The following is a 15,012-nucleotide window of genomic DNA, read 5'->3' as shown; positions in this document are numbered from 1 at the left end:
TTCATTGCCGGATTGAGCTTCAATGCTGAACTTCCTCGTCAAACGTCTCTTTGGCCTGCTGCCGACGCTCTTTATCGTCGCGGTGCTGGTCTTTCTGTTCGTGCATCTTTTGCCGGGCGATCCGGCGCGGCTCGCCGCCGGTCCCGATGCCGACGAAGCGACCGTCGCACTGGTGCGCGCCGACCTCGGACTCGACAAGCCGATGCCGCAGCAGTTCGCGCACTTCTTCGTGAAGATCGCGCACGGCGATTTCGGCACGTCCACGCGCAGCAAGCGGCCCGTTAGCCAGGAGATCGGCGAGCGTTTCATGCCGACGCTGCTGCTCACGCTCGCAAGCATGGTGTGGGCGGTCGTGATGGGCATGGGCATCGGCATCGTGTCGGCGGTGTGGCGTAACCGCTGGCCTGACCGGCTCGGCATGACGCTCGCGGTGTCGGGCATTTCCTTTCCCGCATTTGCACTCGGCATGCTGCTGATGGAGATTTTCTCGGTGAAGCTCGGCTGGCTGCCCATTGTCGGCGACGGCTCGTGGCAGAGCTACATACTGCCTTCGCTCACCCTTGGTGCGGCTGTCGCCGCGGTGATGGCGCGCTTCACGCGCGCATCGTTCGTCGAAGTGATGAACGAGGACTTCGTGCGCACCGCACGCGCGAAGGGCGTGCCCGAGCGGCTCGTGATCGTCAAACACTGTCTGCGTAACGCAATGATCCCCGTCGTCACGATGATGGGTCTGCAATTCGGCTTTCTGCTCGGCGGCTCGATCGTGGTCGAGGTCGTCTTCAACTGGCCGGGCCTCGGGCGCTTGCTGGTGGATGCGGTGTCGATGCGCGACTATCCGGTGATTCAGGCCGAGGTGCTGCTGTTCTCGCTCGAATTCATCATCATCAATCTGGTCGTCGACGTGCTGTACGCCGTGATCAATCCGACCATCCGTTTCAAGTGAGGCCTGCATGAGCACGACAGCCACCGGGCCCGACGCGGCCAAACCTTCCGGCGCTGAGCGCGCGATCCGCACGCCATGGAGCGAGTTCTGGCGCAAGTTTCGCAAGCAGCACGTCGCGCTCGCCGCGGGTATTTTCGTGTTGCTGCTGGTCGTGATCGCGATTGCCGCGCCGCATATCGTGCCCTACGACCCTGAGAATTTCTTCGACTACGACGCGTTGAATGCGGGGCCTTCAGCCGCGCACTGGTTCGGCGTGGATTCATTGGGCCGCGATATTTTCAGCCGCATTCTCGCGGGCTCACGTATTTCACTCGAAGCCGGCTTTTTGTCCGTAGCGATCGGCGCGGTGATCGGCACATTCTTCGGACTGCTCGCGGGCTACTACGAAGGCTGGTGGGATCGCATCACCATGCGCGTGGCCGACGTGCTGTTCGCTTTCCCCGGCATTCTGCTTGCAATCGGCGTGGTCGCGATTCTCGGCAACGGCATGATCAACGTGATCTGCGCGGTGGCGATCTTCAGCATTCCAGCCTTCGCGCGGCTCGTGCGCGGCAATACGCTGATGCTCAAGCAGCTAACGTATATCGAAGCGGCGCGTAGCATTGGCGCATCGGATTGGACCATTATCGTGCGTCATATCTTGCCGGGCACGATCTCGTCGGTGGTCGTGTACTTCACGATGCGTATCGGCACCTCGATCATCACCGCCGCTAGTCTGTCGTTTCTCGGACTGGGCGCTCAACCGCCAACGCCCGAGTGGGGCGCAATGCTCAACGAAGCACGCGCGGATATGGTCACGGCTCCGCATATCGCGCTGTTTCCGAGTCTCGCGATCTTCCTGACCGTGCTCGCCTTCAATCTGCTGGGTGACGGCTTGCGCGATGCGCTCGATCCGAAGCTCGATCGCCCATGAGTTCGACGCAGTTGCCGGGTTTGCACAAGTTGCCGGATGTGCCGCATATCGGCGAGTTGCAGTGCGGCCCGCTGGGCACGATTGCCGACGTGCATGGCGTGAGCGTCGGACACTGCACGCTCGATGAAGGCGCGCTACAAACCGGCGTGACCGTGATTCGTCCGCATGCGGGTGATCCGTTTCTCGACAAGGTGCCGGCGGCGGCGTCGGTGATCAATGGCTTTGGCAAGAGCGTGGGCCTCGTGCAGGTGGAAGAACTGGGCACGCTCGAAACGCCTATCGCGCTGACCAATACTTTCGGCGTGGGTGCTGTAGCGCAGGCGCAGATTCGCGCGGCCATACGCGCCAATCCAGGCATCGGCCGCGAGTGGCCGACCGTTAATCCGCTGGTGTTCGAATGCAACGACGGATACCTGAACGATATCCAGGCGTTAGCCGTCGGCGAGCAGCACTTCAATGAGGCATACGACGCGGCGAGTACGAGCGTTGCGAGCGGGTCGGTCGGAGCGGGGCGCGGCATGTCGTGTTTCGATCTGAAGGGCGGCATTGGCAACGCTTCGCGTGTGGTGCGGATCGGTCAACGTGAATACACAGTGGGCGCGCTCGTGCTCGCCAACTTCGGCCGTTTGCCGATGCTGATTGTCGACGGTACTCCGCTCGGGCGAATTCTTGCCGGGCGTGCGGCAACAGAGAAGGCGGAATCGGCTGGCAAACGTGCGGACGTCGCGAAGCCCGAGCAAGGCTCGATCATCATGATCGTCGCAACCGATGCACCGCTCGACGCGCGTCAACTCGAGCGCCTTTCGTTGCGCGCGGCCGCGGGTCTTGCGCGCACGGGTTCCGTCTATGGTCACGGTAGCGGCGATATTGCGCTCGCTTTTTCAACGGCTTATACGGTGCCGCATATCGCCGAATTCATCGCGCTCCCGCCTCTGCTCGCCGATCAACACATGGACCCGCTCTTTCGCGCCTGCGCCGACAGCGTCGAACAGGCGATTCTCGATGCGTTGTGGAGCGCGGAGTCCGTGACCGGCCGCGATGGGCATCGACGTTTATCACTGGGCGAGAGCGCTCCCGACCTCGCGCATTTACTGAAAAGAAAGTCCTGATGAAAGTCCTTATTTCCGCCGACATCGAAGGGATTGCCGGCGTGTTCCATCCCGAACAAACGCGCGCGGGCAACGGCGAATACGAAGCTGCGCGCCGCTGGATGACGCTCGAAGCGAACGCGGCGATTGAAGGTGCGTTTGCCGGCGGCGCGACTCAAGTGTGGGTCAACGATTCGCACGGCGGGTTTCGCAATCTGCTGCCCGACCTGCTCGACCCGCGAGCTCAGGTGGTGCTTGGCAAGCCGCGCACGCTCGGCATGATGGCTGGTCTGGAATACGGCGCCGCGCTGGTCTTCATGATCGGGTATCACGCAATGTCGCAAACGCGCGGCATCCTCGCGCACACCATCAACAGTTTCGCGTTTGCACGCGTGTCGCTGAACGGGGAAGAGGTGGGCGAGGCGGGGCTTTACGGCGCGCTGGCGGAAGAATATGGCGCACAGGTAGCGCTTTTATCCGGCGACGACGTTTTCGCCGACGAAACCGCGCCGCGCTTTCCCGGCGCGCGCTTTGTCGTGTCGAAGAGTGCAACCGGACACGCGAGCGGCGTCACGCAGTCGCCGGCCAGCGCTCGCGCAGCTATCGAAAGCGCTGCACGCGAGGTGGTGCAGCAGCATCTCGCCAACGGTCACCCTCCGCAAGCTACGCGCGGCGCGGCCAAGCCTGTCGAGTGCGAACTGCGCGTGCAGACGAGCGCGCTAGCCGATCTGTTTTGCCAGTGGCCGGCTCTCACGCGTGTCGATGCCGTCACATTGCGCTTTGGCGCGGAATCGGCTGAACATGCGGTGCGCATGCTCAACTGTTTATCCGCGATGTCGTTCATGCTGCGCTAGCGTTTGCGTTCTGCATCTTGCGTCTTGCATTTGCATTTGTGTTGCGGGACGCGCCGCGAGTCATTGAACGGCTGTACTACTGCTGCCTGCTCAATTCGCGCGCGGCACGGTCTATCACGTCGGCAATCGCGCCCGCATGCGACACCGGCGCGAGATGGCTCGACGCCATCGGCACGATCTTCGCGCCCATCCGTTCGGCCATGAATCTCTCGACGTCCGGCGACACTGCGCGGTCTTTTGTCGTCACCACGTACCACGACGGCTTCTCTTTCCACGCGACCTGGCTCACCGTTTCGCCGAAAGCCCTAGCGGCGATCGGTACTTGCGCGGCGGACAGCACACGCGTCAGGTTTTCGGGGACGTCGGCGGCGAAGTCGGCGTGGTATTTGCTGCGGTCCAACCACAGAAAACCGCTCGCGTCCTTGATGATGCTCTGACCCGAGGGCATGGGCGCGGCGCGCTTCAGCAGGTCCATTGTCGACTCGTGCAGATCGGGCGCGATTGCCGCGATGTACACGAGCCCCGCGACGTTCGGCGCATTCGCCCCCGCTTCGGTAATCACGACGCCGCCCCATGAGTGGCCGACGAGCATCGTCGGGCCTTCCTGACGAGCAAGCACGCGACGTGTCGCGGCGACGTCGTCGGCGAGCGAGGTCAGCGGGTTTTGCACCGAACTCACGTGGTAGCCCTTCTGCTGCAACTTCGCGACGACGCCGTTCCAGCTCGAGCCGTCGACGAACGCACCGTGAACCAGCACGACATTGCGCACGGGCCCTGTCATCGTCGCGATGGCGGGCTTGGCGGCCGAGGCTGGAGCGGGCGCCCCGGAAGCGGCGGAAGGCGCTGTAGACGGTGTGGCTTCGGCTGCCGGCGGAGCAACCGGCTCGGCGGACTGGGCGGGTTCGGGCGTGCGCTCCGCGGCCGGTGCCGCAGGTGGCGTGGCTGCAGGTGCCGTGTTCTGTGCGACGTGTTGCGCAAAGACGCCGAAACTTTCGAAACCGAGACAAAGGACCGCGGCGCAAAACAGGTGTTTGGGCGACATGTTGCATCTCCTCAGGCATCGAACCCGACTACGGCAACATACAGAAGCGGCGCGGCAGTGACAACCGCTATCCTCCCGTGCCGGTGCGGTGCGAAACAAAGCGCGGGTTGGTACCAGTATTTGGGCAATATCGGCCGAGGTAAAATTTTCGGTTCTGCCGGGGCGGACCACAAGTCCGGTCGGGCGATCGAAATCCATACACTGGGGCGCAATTTGGACAATGCACTACAGCAAGACGGCTTGAAGCGCGGGCTGAAGAACCGCCACATCCAGCTCATCGCATTGGGCGGCGCGATCGGCACGGGACTCTTTCTCGGCTCGGCAAGCGTATTGCAGGCCGCGGGCCCTTCGATGATTCTCGGCTATGCAATTGGCGGCATCATCGCGTTCATGATCATGCGGCAGTTGGGCGAAATGGTCGCGCAGGAACCCGTGGCCGGCTCGTTCAGCCATTTCGCGTACAAGTATTGGGGCGACTTTCCCGGCTTTCTGTCTGGCTGGAACTACTGGGTGCTGTACGTGCTCGTCAGCATGGCCGAATTGACGGCGGTCGGCACATACGTTCACTACTGGTGGCCCGGTGTGCCGACGTGGGTGTCGGCGCTGGTGTGCTTCGCTGGCATCAACGCGATCAACCTCGCGAACGTCAAGGCGTACGGCGAGACGGAATTCTGGTTCGCGATCATCAAGGTCGTGGCGGTCATCGGCATGATCCTGTTCGGCGGCTATCTGCTTGTCAGCGGGCATGGCGGGCCGCAAGCGTCGATCAGCAATCTCTGGAGCCATGGCGGATTTTTCCCGCATGGGTTCCACGGACTCTTCACGATGCTCGCGGTCATCATGTTTTCGTTCGGCGGGCTGGAACTGATCGGCATTACCGCGGCCGAAGCTGACGAGCCGCAAAAGAGCATTCCGAAGGCCGTGAATCAGGTCATCTACCGGATCCTGATTTTTTATATCTGCTCGCTCGCGGTGCTGCTGTCGCTGTATCCGTGGAACGAAGTCGCGGCCGGCGGCAGCCCGTTCGTGATGATCTTTTCGCAGATCGGTTCGACGCTGACCGCCAATGTGCTGAACGTCGTGGTGCTGACCGCGGCGCTGTCCGTGTACAACAGCGGCGTCTATGCGAATAGCCGCATGCTGTACGGTCTCGCGGAACAGGGCAATGCGCCCCGTGCACTGATGAAGGTCGACCGGCGCGGTGTGCCGTATATGGCGATCGGCTTATCGGCGCTCGCCACGTTCACCTGTGTGATCGTCAACTATCTCATTCCCGCCGAGGCGCTCGGCTTGCTGATGGCGCTCGTCGTCGCTGCACTTGTGCTGAACTGGGCGTTGATCAGCCTGACGCATCTGAAGTCGCGCCGGGCGATGGTCGCAGCGGGCGAGACACTCGTCTTCAAGTCGTTCTGGTTTCCCGTCAGCAACTGGATCTGCCTCGCGTTCATGGCGCTGATCCTCGTGATTCTCGCGATGACCCCCGGCCTGTCGGTGTCGGTGCTGCTCGTGCCTGTGTGGCTCGTGGTGATGTGGGCGGGTTATGCGTTCAAGCGTCGTCGCGCGGCGGCGCATGTTGCCGCGCGGGTGGTGGGACGCTAGGAGGATGAGGCGAGCAGGGCGAGAGCCGTGCTCGCCGAAAAGCAAAAACCCGCGAAGCGTTTGGCTTGCGCGGGTTTGCGATACATCTTGCGGCTGATTTCGTGCTGACTACGAAAATGTTTGGTGCCCAGGGCCGGAATCGAACCGGCACGCCTTGCGGCGGGGGATTTTGAGTCCCCTGCGTCTACCAATTTCACCACCTGGGCAGGTCTTGCAGCGCACGCGCGAGATACTGGCGCGTCGCGAAGACGCAGATTATGGCCGAAAATTCGACGACGGGCAAGCCGGTTGCAGCCGCCGCCCGCCATGCCGTCAAACAGTGCGCGAGAAACGTTCGAGCGTCTGTTGGCCGAGATAGCGGTCGAACACCATTGCGATGTTGCGCACGAGCATGCGCCCGGCTGTCTGCACTTCCAGCTTGCGCCCGGTCAGCGACACGAGGCCGTCCTGCTCGAAGCCGCGCAAGCGGTCGAGTTCGGGCTCGAACGTATCGGCGAAGCGGATGCCGTACATCGCTTCGAATTCGTCGAACCGCAATTCCAGATTGCACATCAACTGGGTGATGATGTCGCGGCGTAGACGGTCGTCGGCGGTGAGGCGTACACCGCGTGCAATTGCCAGCTTGCCGGCGCTGATCGCCGCGCCATACGCGGGCAGGTCTTTCGCGTTCTGCGCGTAGACGTCGCCGACCTTGCCGATCGACGACGCGCCGAAGCCGATCAGGTCGCATTCGGCACGCGTGCTGTAGCCCTGGAAGTTGCGGTGCAAGGTTCGCTGTGCCTGCGCGCGCGCCAGTTCGTCGGTGGGTAGCGCGAAGTGATCCATGCCGATGTAGACGTAGCCCGCCGCTGTCAGACGCTCGACTACCCGTTGCAAGATAGCGAGCCGCATTGCAGGCGAGGGCAGCGTGGCCGAGTCCATCTGACGTTGCATTTTAAAGAGCTGCGGCATATGCGCATACGCGAACACGGAGAGGCGATCAGGCGCGAGTTCGATCATCGTATCGAGCGTGCGAGTGAAGCTTTCCACTGTTTGATGCGGCAGCCCGTAAATCAGATCGACGCCGATCGAATGAAAGCCTGTATGCCTCGCGGCCTGCATGACAGAGGCGGTCATATCGAGCGGCTGTATGCGGTTGATGGCGCGCTGCACGAGCGGATCGAAGTCCTGCACGCCGAGACTCAGGCGATTGAAGCCGAGCTTGCGTAGATGCGCGATGGTCTCGGGCGAAGCCTCGCGCGGATCGACTTCGATCGAATATTCGGCTTCGTCGTCGGGCAGCAAGGTGAAGTGCTCGCGGGCCGCGCTCATCAGCTCGGCCAGTTCATCGTTCGACATGAACGTGGGCGTGCCGCCGCCCAGATGCAATTGCGATACTGGCCGGCGCGTATCGAAACACGCCGCCTGCAAGGCCATTTCGCGCTTCAACTGTTCGAGGTAGGGGCGGGCGCGCGCGCGGTTTTTCGTCGCGATCTTGTTGCAGCCGCAGTAGAAGCAAACTGTGTCGCAGAACGGAATATGGAAGTACAGCGAGAGGTCCGCGGCCGATGCGCCGGGGTCCGCTGCGGCGCGTAAATAGTCGGCAACGGAGAAGTTGTCGCGGAACTGAAGGGCAGTGGGATAGGACGTATAGCGCGGGCCGTTCGCGCTGTACTTGGCGAGCAGATCCGGGCGAAACAGCGAATTGGCGGTGGTCATGAAGGGCTCGTTGTGATGGCCACCGGCAAAGAGGCGGGAACTCCGCTGTTTCCCGCATTGATGAACGGAACTCGCGGCGCCTCACGAGCGTGGCCTTGAGGGTCAGTCGAGTTTACGTGAGCGGTCTCGCGCCGGATTGTGTAAAAAGGTCGCACGCGACGCAGTGGCACAATGCGGGTCGGGTGGCGATACGCCGCTCTTCGATTTAAGGACAATGTAGTGAGTGATGTGCGCGATCGCGTGACGAAACGCGACTCTCCGTTTGATGTGGCAGATCATGCGTGCCGCCCCGATTGCGGCGCGTGTTGTATCGCGCCGTCGATTTCGAGTCCGATTCCGGGCATGCCGAACGGCAAGCCGGCGGGCGTGCGCTGCGTGCAACTAGGCGAAGACTTGCGATGCGCGATCTTCGGCCGGCCCGAGCGGCCGGCATGCTGCTCGGGGCTGCAGCCGCAGCTGGACCGGACAGAGAAAGCGCGCTTGCATGGCTCACGCTGCTCGAAGCGCAAACCCGGCCGGAAGTTGGATAAAGCAAGTACCTGGACCGAGGCAGGCTCTCAATGGTGGTTGATCGGAGATTGTGTATGACTGGACTTGTCGCGCCCACCAGGCGCCGTTTTCTACTCGCAGCGCTGGCCGGTGCCGGCGCGCTTGGCGTTGTCTCGCTCACGGCCTGCGCCGCGTCGATCTTTCCGTTCATTCCGTCGCACTACACGTTCTCGCAGCAGCAAGTGCAGGACGCCGTGCAGCGCAAATTCCCGTATCAACGCACTGTCTCACAAGTATTCGACGTCGCGCTGAGCCATCCGGTGGTCGGCTTGCTGCCCGACGCTAACCGTGTTTCGGTGAAGCTCGATGCGCACCTCGCGAGCCCGTTCATGCCGCAGCCGGTTGACGGCGTCTTCACGTTGTCGAGCGAACTCGCGTACGACGCCGCGAGCAAATCCGTCGTGCTGAAATCGCCCAACGTCGACAACGTCAGCGTGAGCGGCGACGCGCAGGCTTATACGCAACAGATCAACGCCGCCGCCGCCGTGCTCGCCACGCAGTTGCTGAGCAATTACCCGATCTACACATTCAAGCCGGAACAACTTCAATTTGCCGGAGTTAATTACGAACCCGGTACAATCACCATCCTTACAAACGGTATACGCGTGCAAATTGTCGAGAAATGACGTTGCGCGTGGCCGGCAGGGCCGACAAACGAAAACGATGAGGGGCACGGATGGACTGGTTATTGGCTTGCAAGGCGTTGATTCTGGGCGTCGTAGAAGGCTTGACGGAATTTTTGCCGGTGTCGAGTACGGGGCACCTGATCGTCGCGGGGAGTCTCCTCAACTTCACCGACGAACATGCTAAGACCTTCGACGTCGTCATTCAGCTCGGCGCGATTCTCGCGGTGTGCTGGGAGTTTCGCCGCCGTATCGGCAGCGTGGTGACCGGCCTGCCGAGCCGTCCGGAAGCGCGGCGCTTTACGTTGAACGTGATCATCGCGACCATTCCGGCGGTCGTGCTCGGTCTACTGCTGGAAAAGTCGATCAAGGCCGCGCTGTTTTCGCCGGTGCCGGTGGCGTTCGCGCTGGTGGTGGGCGGCGTCGTCATCTTGTGGGCAGAAGCGCGCCAGCGCGCGCAAGCCCGCGAAGGCGGACAAGCCAGGGTTGCGCGCGTGACCAGCGTGGACGATCTGAGCGCAATGGACGCGCTGAAGGTCGGCCTCGCTCAATGTTTCGCGTTGATCCCTGGCACGTCGCGCTCGGGCTCGACGATCATCGGCGGGATGTTGTTCGGACTCGACCGGCGCGTGGCCACTGAGTTTTCGTTTTTCCTCGCGATCCCGATCATGTTCGGCGCGACTGCCTACGAGTTGTACAAGGACTGGCATCTGCTGTCCGTCGACGCGCTCGGCGTTTTCGCGATCGGCTTCGTGGCTGCGTTCGTCAGTGCCTTTCTGTGTGTGCGATGGTTGCTTCGCTACATCGCCGGACACGATTTCACGGCGTTCGCGTGGTATCGCATTGGCTTTGGATTGCTGATCTTGCTAGTCGGCTATAGCGGCGCGCTGAGCTGGACGGAGTAAGTCTCCCCGCTTTTCGCCGGCCGGAAAAAAGGTCCGTCACTTGAGGTGGCGGACCTTTTTGTTTATGCGACGTCGCGTTTGCGAAACACGAGATCCCACACACCGTGGCCGAGGCGCAGGCCGCGTCGCTCGAACTTCGTTACGGGACGATATTCGGGGCGCGGTGCATAGCCGTCGACGGTGTTTTGCAACGTCGGCTCGGCATTGAGCACTTCAAGCATTTGCTCGGCGTAGTTCTGCCAGTCGGTCGCGCAATGCAGATAGGCGCCGGGCTTCAGGCGCGACGCGAGCAGCGCGACGAACTTCGGCTGAATCAGGCGACGCTTGTGATGGCGCGCCTTGTGCCACGGGTCGGGAAAGAAGATGTGCACGCCGTCGAGACTGTCCGGCGCGATCATCTGTTCGAGCACTTCCACGGCGTCGTGCTGAATGATGCGGATGTTGGTCAGCGCCTGCTCGCCCATCAACTTCAACAATGCGCCGACACCCGGTTCGTGCACTTCGACGCCGAGAAAATCGTCAGTTGGACGGTGCGAGGCGATTTCCGCGGTGGTCGCGCCCATGCCGAAGCCGATCTCCAGCACGCGCGGCGCTTCACGGCCGAATACGCTGTTCCAGTCCGGCTGCTGCGGCGTGAACGGAACGACGAAGCGCGGGCCGAGCTCGTCCATCGCGCGGCGCTGACCGGTCGACACGCGGCCGGCGCGCGTGACAAAGCTGCGAATGCGCCGAAGATGCAAGGCTTCGCCGTGCGGCGCAGAGTCGTCGGCAGCGGCGGCGACATCGTCTGTTTCGTTGGAGGACGTCGGAAGGTCGTCGGGCAAGCCGGCGTTGTTGGGATCGTGGATCATGGTCGATGCTGCTACAAGGATGAAGGCTTCGCGGCCTGCTCGGCGCGGGTTGGCCAAAATTTGGCGCTGATCGTCGCTCGCTGATGACGACGCGGCGCACCGCGTCAGCACGAGCCGGTTGTGATGTCGGCAAGCGGATTGCAATCAGTCGCCGCGCGGGCTAGCCGTCGCTACAAAAAAGCCGCCTTCGTAGAGGCGGCTCGTGCCTGATTAGTGCCCAAGGCTCGGCAACAAGGTGGAGCGGGCGTTGCAAGTGCGCGTAAGGTAGCACAACGCGAAAGGGTGCGTCCAGACAGCGCGCCGTTCGCCGCGGCCGCAGGCAGCGCACATTACGTTTTAATAACGGTGCAGGTCTTGTATGATTTAATCGTTCTGTAAGCCAGCCTTTTTCAACGATTAAACTACGCGAATACCGTTATGAGTAAGCACACACACACAATCACCGCGAAGCAAAACCAGCGAAAACCGGCTGGAGCCCGATTAAACCCACCAAGATTCCCGCTACGTCCGTGAATGCGCTTCGGGAAGCGATGTCGACTGAAGGTGTGCCGCTGACTCAATTCAACGATCTGCTGTGGCTCATGGCGCAGGAGTCGGGCGGCGCGGTGAATCTGCGCAATCCTAAATCCGGAGCGCGTGGCCTGTTTCAATTGTTGCCGTCGCAATATGAATTGAATCCGGATGGCGTCAAGTCTTTTGGCAATGCAGTGGAAGAATGCCGCGGCGGAATTCGATATATTCTCGGCCGCTATCACAATGCGGCGTCAGCCCGTTTGGCGTGGAAAGCCAATCAGTGGATTTGACGTATCGGGCGTGTTCTGCTTTGCGTAACTGAACTTCAGTGCGGTGAATGCAGATACTTTCTTCGGAGCAGCAGTTGCGAGCGGGTTGCAAAACTGCCGGAAGGTATCTGGAGCGGGCGATGGGAATCGAACCCACGGCTCTAGCTTGGGAAGCTAGGGTATTACCATTATACGACGCCCGCAGAGCGCGCTATTTTACTCGCGAAAGGGCAGCGAGCGCAAACTGCGCCGCTGCTCTTCCTTATGCCGCACTGTGCGCGGCGACATCGTCCGGCATTCCGCTTTGCTTCAGATCACGAAGTAAGTCAGTTGGACAGCGGCACGCGTGACCACCATCAGCAGCACCTGCACGATCACGAAAAGAAGAATCGGCGAGAGGTCGATGCCTCCCAGATGCGGCACGACGCGTCGCAGCGGATTCAGAAACGGTGCGGTCAGTTGATAAAGGATCGGCATTGCCGGCGAACGCGGATTCAGCCACGACAGCAGCGCCATCAGGATCGTCATCCAGATGATCAGATTCAGCGCCCACTTGATCACGGTCAGCACCGCGACGATCAGCAGCGTCGGCACCAGCGTGAGCGGGTCGGCGCCGGTCAGGACCACCATCAGCACGACGTAGACGATCGCCGCGATCAGCGCCGCGACGAGGCTCGCCCAGTCGACGTTGCGCGTGCTCGGCAGAATGCGGCGCAGGGGTAGAACGATCCAGTTCGTCGCTTGTAGCACGGCGTTCGTGACCGGGTTGTACGGCGGCATGCGCACGACCTGCAGCCAGGCGCGCAGCAGCAGCGCCGCGCCGAAGAGGGTGAAGACGGTATTGAGCAGAAAACGGGCGATATCGCCAAACATCGTGTGTCCTTATGCTTCTGATGACAGCCGTGGAACGGCATGGGCGCCGGTGCTTTTCGGTCTGGAGCACAGGCGGGTCAGTAACTGGCATCGACCGCCGACGCGGCCGCATGCATTGCCAAGCGGATGATACGGGTCGTGCAAGGCTCGCATTTTCAACGACGGACGAAGAGCCGCCCCCGCATCAACTGCGGCCAGTCACACGGAAACCTTGATTTCGTTGATGAGAATGGCGCCGTTGCCGCCGTCGGTGTAATTCGGAATGTCGGCCAGCAGGCGTTCGGATGCCGGCTTGAAGACCTTGTAAAAGTCATCCGTGCTCTCGAACAGGAAGTGCCCCGCGGCCACATACGGCGGCGGCGTACCCGGCGGGCCGGCGTTGATGCCCACGTCGACGGACCATCCCTTCAGCGACGGGCCAAACAGTTCCGCCGCGAGCGGCATGTGGGTGACGCAGTAATAGTCCACGTCGAAGTGGCCGTTTTCCCGATACGGATAGAGGATGCTGACCTTGATCATTGTGCGTTCTCGTCTGTTGGTCCCGAAGCGAGGCGCCGGCGGATTGCGCGCGGCGCCGGACGTCACATTATCACGGCTTACTTGACGCTTGCACCTGCTGCCGCCTGATTCAGCGAGCGGCTCAACGAATCTTCCACCGCGTCGGCGATTGCGGCGATTGCCGCAGGCGGCGTGGCGCGGCGTTGCGCCAGCTCGACCGCGCGCCGTGACAGCAAACCGTACAACGCAGCGTGATCTCCGCCGAGGCTTTCCATCAACGCCAACTGCTTTTGCACGACACCGGTGTCGCCGCGCGAGACCGGCCCGGCGAGCGCGTTGGGCAGTCCCTTGTCGCGAGCGGTCTGGATGGTGCCCGCGAGCATCGGCAACAGCGCACGCAACGCTTCGTCCTCGGCAAAACCGAGCGTGCGCCACAGCGCGACGCATTCAGCGAGGCTGCAGAGCGCGAAACTCGCCGCATAGTGCGCGGCGCCGTGGTAAAGCATGCGGCCGCCCGGCGGAATCGACAACGGATGACAGCCTAGCGCGACGGCCAACGCCGTCAGCGTGTCTTTCAGGTCGCCGTCGGCCTCGATCGTCACCGAGCAGCCGGCGATACGGTCGAGGTCGGCCAGCTCGCCGCTGAACAGGTAGAGCGGGTGAAAGCCGCCAGTCGCCGCGCCCTGGTCCCGCGCGCCCGCCAGCAACTCGACTGGCGACGCGCCGCTGCAATGCACGAGCGCCTTGCCATAGACTGCATCGGGGGCGAAACGCAGTGTGTGCGCTGACGTACCGATGCTGTCGTCGGGAACGGCTAAAAAGACAACATCGGCGCCGTCGACGACTTGCTGAGGATCGTCGAGCGCCATGCAGTTGGGAATTTGACTGGCGAGCCGGCTAGTGGAAGCCGGCGTGCGGCTCGCCACTGCCGTTACCGGATAGCCTGCGCGCGAGAAACTCAGCGCGAGGCATCGCGCGAGCCGGCCCGCGCCGATAAAGCCGAGGCGTGGCAAATGGGAGTCGGGCTGGGACTGGGACTGGGACATGTCGACGTGCTCCAGACGGGGCGTGATAGGGAACAAGCAGTATCGCGCATCGGCAAGCGCGCAGCGCGTGCAACGGTCGTCAGATGAGTTTGCCTGCGATATGACGCGAGCTGCTGATCATGGCGTCGCGCGCGCCCTGCGGGCTTGAAAACTGCTCACAATTTCCGGATGGCCGGTCGGCCGTGGCTGTCTATGGGTATTCGCTTCGCAATTTCGCAATCGGATTCGGGGAGGCTACGATGAATATTTTTTCTTACCGGAAGCACTTGCGGTTCTTGACCCACGCTCAGCGGCGTCGCTGGTGGGATCAGAAGAAGCGTCTGAGCCCACGCGTGCGCATCAGCGCCGCCTACGTGCCACCGAACGTGTCCCGCGAGTTCGCTTACGTGAAGGTCGGCTGACCGACATCCGTTTCGAGCCTTAACAAAGCCCGGCCTCTGCGCCGGGTTTTTTATTGGGCCGTTGCTCTGCGCCGTCAGCATTGAAGCTAATTTGTAATTAAAGATTACCGACGCGGCGTCCGTTTAACTCGCCATTGCTTGGCGACACCTTCGTGTCCACCGCGAAGAGGCCCAATCCGTTGATTCCTCAGGCCGTTCGCGTTTTACAAGCGATGCTGCTTTCCAGGCCACAGCGCAAAACCTTTTCGCGTATTGCAATTTGCAACAAATGCGAACAGCGTCGCGCGGGCTTTTTGGATAAATTGGTTTCGTAGCATGCACGGCATGCGAAGTTGGCGACCTTCAAT

Annotated in this window: 15 protein-coding genes, 2 tRNA genes and 1 pseudogene; 10 read left to right on the top strand and 8 right to left on the bottom strand. The window is 62.0% G+C overall.

Annotated elements, in window-relative coordinates; all coding sequences use genetic code 11:
- Positions 1-22 precede the first annotated feature (22 nt).
- Genes gsiC through SB753_RS13845 form a run of 4 tightly spaced genes read left to right on the top strand, consistent with a single transcriptional unit; the run spans position 23 to position 3,798 of the window.
- The gene (gene gsiC, locus SB753_RS13860) at positions 23-943 is read left to right on the top strand and encodes a glutathione ABC transporter permease GsiC (RefSeq protein ID WP_020069091.1); all 921 of its coding nucleotides are present in this window, start codon (positions 23-25) and stop codon (positions 941-943) included.
- Positions 944-950: 7 nt separating this feature from the next.
- Positions 951-1,856: a glutathione ABC transporter permease GsiD gene (gsiD, locus tag SB753_RS13855; protein ID WP_020069090.1), complete on the top strand. Its 906-nt coding sequence runs from the start codon at positions 951-953 to the stop codon at positions 1,854-1,856.
- The gene (locus tag SB753_RS13850; protein ID WP_410800433.1) at positions 1,853-2,965 is read left to right on the top strand and encodes a P1 family peptidase; all 1,113 of its coding nucleotides are present in this window, start codon (positions 1,853-1,855) and stop codon (positions 2,963-2,965) included. The genes gsiD and SB753_RS13850 overlap by 4 nt, the downstream gene beginning before the upstream one ends.
- The gene (locus SB753_RS13845; protein WP_204522334.1) at positions 2,965-3,798 is read left to right on the top strand and encodes a M55 family metallopeptidase; all 834 of its coding nucleotides are present in this window, start codon (positions 2,965-2,967) and stop codon (positions 3,796-3,798) included. Before SB753_RS13850 ends, SB753_RS13845 begins: the two co-directional genes overlap by 1 nt.
- A 76-nt stretch (positions 3,799-3,874) precedes the next feature.
- On the opposite strand, the gene SB753_RS13840 is transcribed toward SB753_RS13845, so the two are convergent.
- A complete protein-coding gene (locus tag SB753_RS13840; RefSeq protein ID WP_410800432.1) occupies positions 3,875-4,840 on the bottom strand; it encodes an alpha/beta fold hydrolase in 966 nt (321 codons plus the stop codon).
- 213 nt (positions 4,841-5,053) lie between these two features.
- On the opposite strand from SB753_RS13840, the gene SB753_RS13835 reads away from it, so the two are divergent.
- Positions 5,054-6,439 (top strand): amino acid permease, encoded by a 1,386-nt coding sequence (locus tag SB753_RS13835; RefSeq protein WP_392394276.1) that lies wholly within the window; start codon positions 5,054-5,056, stop codon positions 6,437-6,439.
- 121 nt (positions 6,440-6,560) lie between these two features.
- Here the strand turns inward: SB753_RS13835 and SB753_RS13830 are convergent.
- Positions 6,561-6,645, bottom strand: a tRNA-Leu gene (locus SB753_RS13830).
- A 106-nt stretch (positions 6,646-6,751) separates the two neighbouring features.
- Entirely contained in the window at positions 6,752-8,137 is a 1,386-nt protein-coding gene (gene hemN / locus SB753_RS13825) for an oxygen-independent coproporphyrinogen III oxidase (protein ID WP_410800431.1), read from the bottom strand.
- Between the two features lie 219 nt (positions 8,138-8,356).
- Between hemN and SB753_RS13820 the strand changes: the two are divergent.
- The 3 genes and pseudogenes from SB753_RS13820 (at position 8,357) to SB753_RS13810 (ending at position 10,214) form a co-directional block, all read left to right on the top strand.
- Positions 8,357-8,667, top strand: a pseudogene (locus SB753_RS13820) (YkgJ family cysteine cluster protein).
- Positions 8,668-8,721: 54 nt separating this feature from the next.
- Positions 8,722-9,312: a DUF1439 domain-containing protein gene (locus SB753_RS13815; protein WP_087752859.1), complete on the top strand. Its 591-nt coding sequence runs from the start codon at positions 8,722-8,724 to the stop codon at positions 9,310-9,312.
- Between the two features lie 50 nt (positions 9,313-9,362).
- A complete protein-coding gene (locus SB753_RS13810) occupies positions 9,363-10,214 on the top strand; it encodes an undecaprenyl-diphosphate phosphatase (protein WP_088175252.1) in 852 nt (283 codons plus the stop codon).
- 62 nt (positions 10,215-10,276) lie between these two features.
- Here the strand turns inward: SB753_RS13810 and trmB are convergent, their stop codons facing one another.
- A complete protein-coding gene (trmB, locus tag SB753_RS13805) occupies positions 10,277-11,065 on the bottom strand; it encodes a tRNA (guanosine(46)-N7)-methyltransferase TrmB (protein ID WP_410800430.1) in 789 nt (262 codons plus the stop codon).
- Between the two features lie 530 nt (positions 11,066-11,595).
- Between trmB and SB753_RS13800 the strand changes: the two genes are divergently transcribed.
- Positions 11,596-11,868, top strand: coding sequence for a hypothetical protein (locus tag SB753_RS13800; protein ID WP_410800429.1), 273 nt, complete (start codon positions 11,596-11,598; stop codon positions 11,866-11,868).
- A gap of 108 nt (positions 11,869-11,976) precedes the next feature.
- Here SB753_RS13800 and SB753_RS13795 read toward each other — a convergent pair.
- The 4 genes from SB753_RS13795 to SB753_RS13780 form a co-directional block, all read right to left on the bottom strand.
- Positions 11,977-12,050: transfer RNA gene (locus SB753_RS13795), tRNA-Gly, on the bottom strand.
- A 106-nt stretch (positions 12,051-12,156) separates the two neighbouring features.
- Positions 12,157-12,720: a YggT family protein gene (locus SB753_RS13790; RefSeq protein WP_027776334.1), complete on the bottom strand. Its 564-nt coding sequence runs from the start codon at positions 12,718-12,720 to the stop codon at positions 12,157-12,159.
- 198 nt (positions 12,721-12,918) lie between these two features.
- The gene (locus SB753_RS13785) at positions 12,919-13,239 is read right to left on the bottom strand and encodes an EthD family reductase (protein WP_410800428.1); all 321 of its coding nucleotides are present in this window, start codon (positions 13,237-13,239) and stop codon (positions 12,919-12,921) included.
- 77 nt (positions 13,240-13,316) lie between these two features.
- Positions 13,317-14,264, bottom strand: a complete 948-nt coding sequence (locus SB753_RS13780; protein ID WP_410800427.1) for a Rossmann-like and DUF2520 domain-containing protein — start codon at positions 14,262-14,264, stop codon at positions 13,317-13,319.
- 239 nt (positions 14,265-14,503) lie between these two features.
- Here SB753_RS13780 and SB753_RS13775 point away from each other — a divergent pair, with 239 nt between their 5' ends.
- Complete coding sequence (locus SB753_RS13775; protein ID WP_164701921.1) at positions 14,504-14,665, top strand: hypothetical protein; 162 nt, start codon at positions 14,504-14,506, stop codon at positions 14,663-14,665.
- Positions 14,666-15,012 lie beyond the last annotated feature (347 nt).

It is taken from the genome of Paraburkholderia sp. SIMBA_053 (assembly GCF_046534895.1).
In the GTDB taxonomy this organism is placed as follows: Bacteria; Pseudomonadota; Gammaproteobacteria; order Burkholderiales; family Burkholderiaceae; genus Paraburkholderia; species Paraburkholderia caledonica.
This window is presented reverse-complemented; position numbering and strand designations above follow the sequence as displayed.

What these genes read in the sequence shown, in the direction of transcription:
- SB753_RS13780 (WP_410800427.1), bottom strand. Translation starts at nt 14,264, where the DNA reads ATGTCCCAGTCCCAGTCCCAGCCCGACTCCCATTTGCCACGCCTCGGC.
- gsiD (WP_020069090.1), top strand. Translation starts at nt 951, where the DNA reads ATGAGCACGACAGCCACCGGGCCCGACGCGGCCAAACCTTCCGGCGCT.
- SB753_RS13840 (WP_410800432.1), bottom strand. Translation starts at nt 4,840, where the DNA reads ATGTCGCCCAAACACCTGTTTTGCGCCGCGGTCCTTTGTCTCGGTTTC.
- SB753_RS13775 (WP_164701921.1), top strand. Translation starts at nt 14,504, where the DNA reads ATGAATATTTTTTCTTACCGGAAGCACTTGCGGTTCTTGACCCACGCT.
- gsiC (WP_020069091.1), top strand. Translation starts at nt 23, where the DNA reads ATGCTGAACTTCCTCGTCAAACGTCTCTTTGGCCTGCTGCCGACGCTC.
- SB753_RS13850 (WP_410800433.1), top strand. Translation starts at nt 1,853, where the DNA reads ATGAGTTCGACGCAGTTGCCGGGTTTGCACAAGTTGCCGGATGTGCCG.
- hemN (WP_410800431.1), bottom strand. Translation starts at nt 8,137, where the DNA reads ATGACCACCGCCAATTCGCTGTTTCGCCCGGATCTGCTCGCCAAGTAC.
- SB753_RS13800 (WP_410800429.1), top strand. Translation starts at nt 11,596, where the DNA reads ATGTCGACTGAAGGTGTGCCGCTGACTCAATTCAACGATCTGCTGTGG.
- SB753_RS13810 (WP_088175252.1), top strand. Translation starts at nt 9,363, where the DNA reads ATGGACTGGTTATTGGCTTGCAAGGCGTTGATTCTGGGCGTCGTAGAA.
- SB753_RS13790 (WP_027776334.1), bottom strand. Translation starts at nt 12,720, where the DNA reads ATGTTTGGCGATATCGCCCGTTTTCTGCTCAATACCGTCTTCACCCTC.
- SB753_RS13845 (WP_204522334.1), top strand. Translation starts at nt 2,965, where the DNA reads ATGAAAGTCCTTATTTCCGCCGACATCGAAGGGATTGCCGGCGTGTTC.
- SB753_RS13785 (WP_410800428.1), bottom strand. Translation starts at nt 13,239, where the DNA reads ATGATCAAGGTCAGCATCCTCTATCCGTATCGGGAAAACGGCCACTTC.
- SB753_RS13815 (WP_087752859.1), top strand. Translation starts at nt 8,722, where the DNA reads ATGACTGGACTTGTCGCGCCCACCAGGCGCCGTTTTCTACTCGCAGCG.
- trmB (WP_410800430.1), bottom strand. Translation starts at nt 11,065, where the DNA reads ATGATCCACGATCCCAACAACGCCGGCTTGCCCGACGACCTTCCGACG.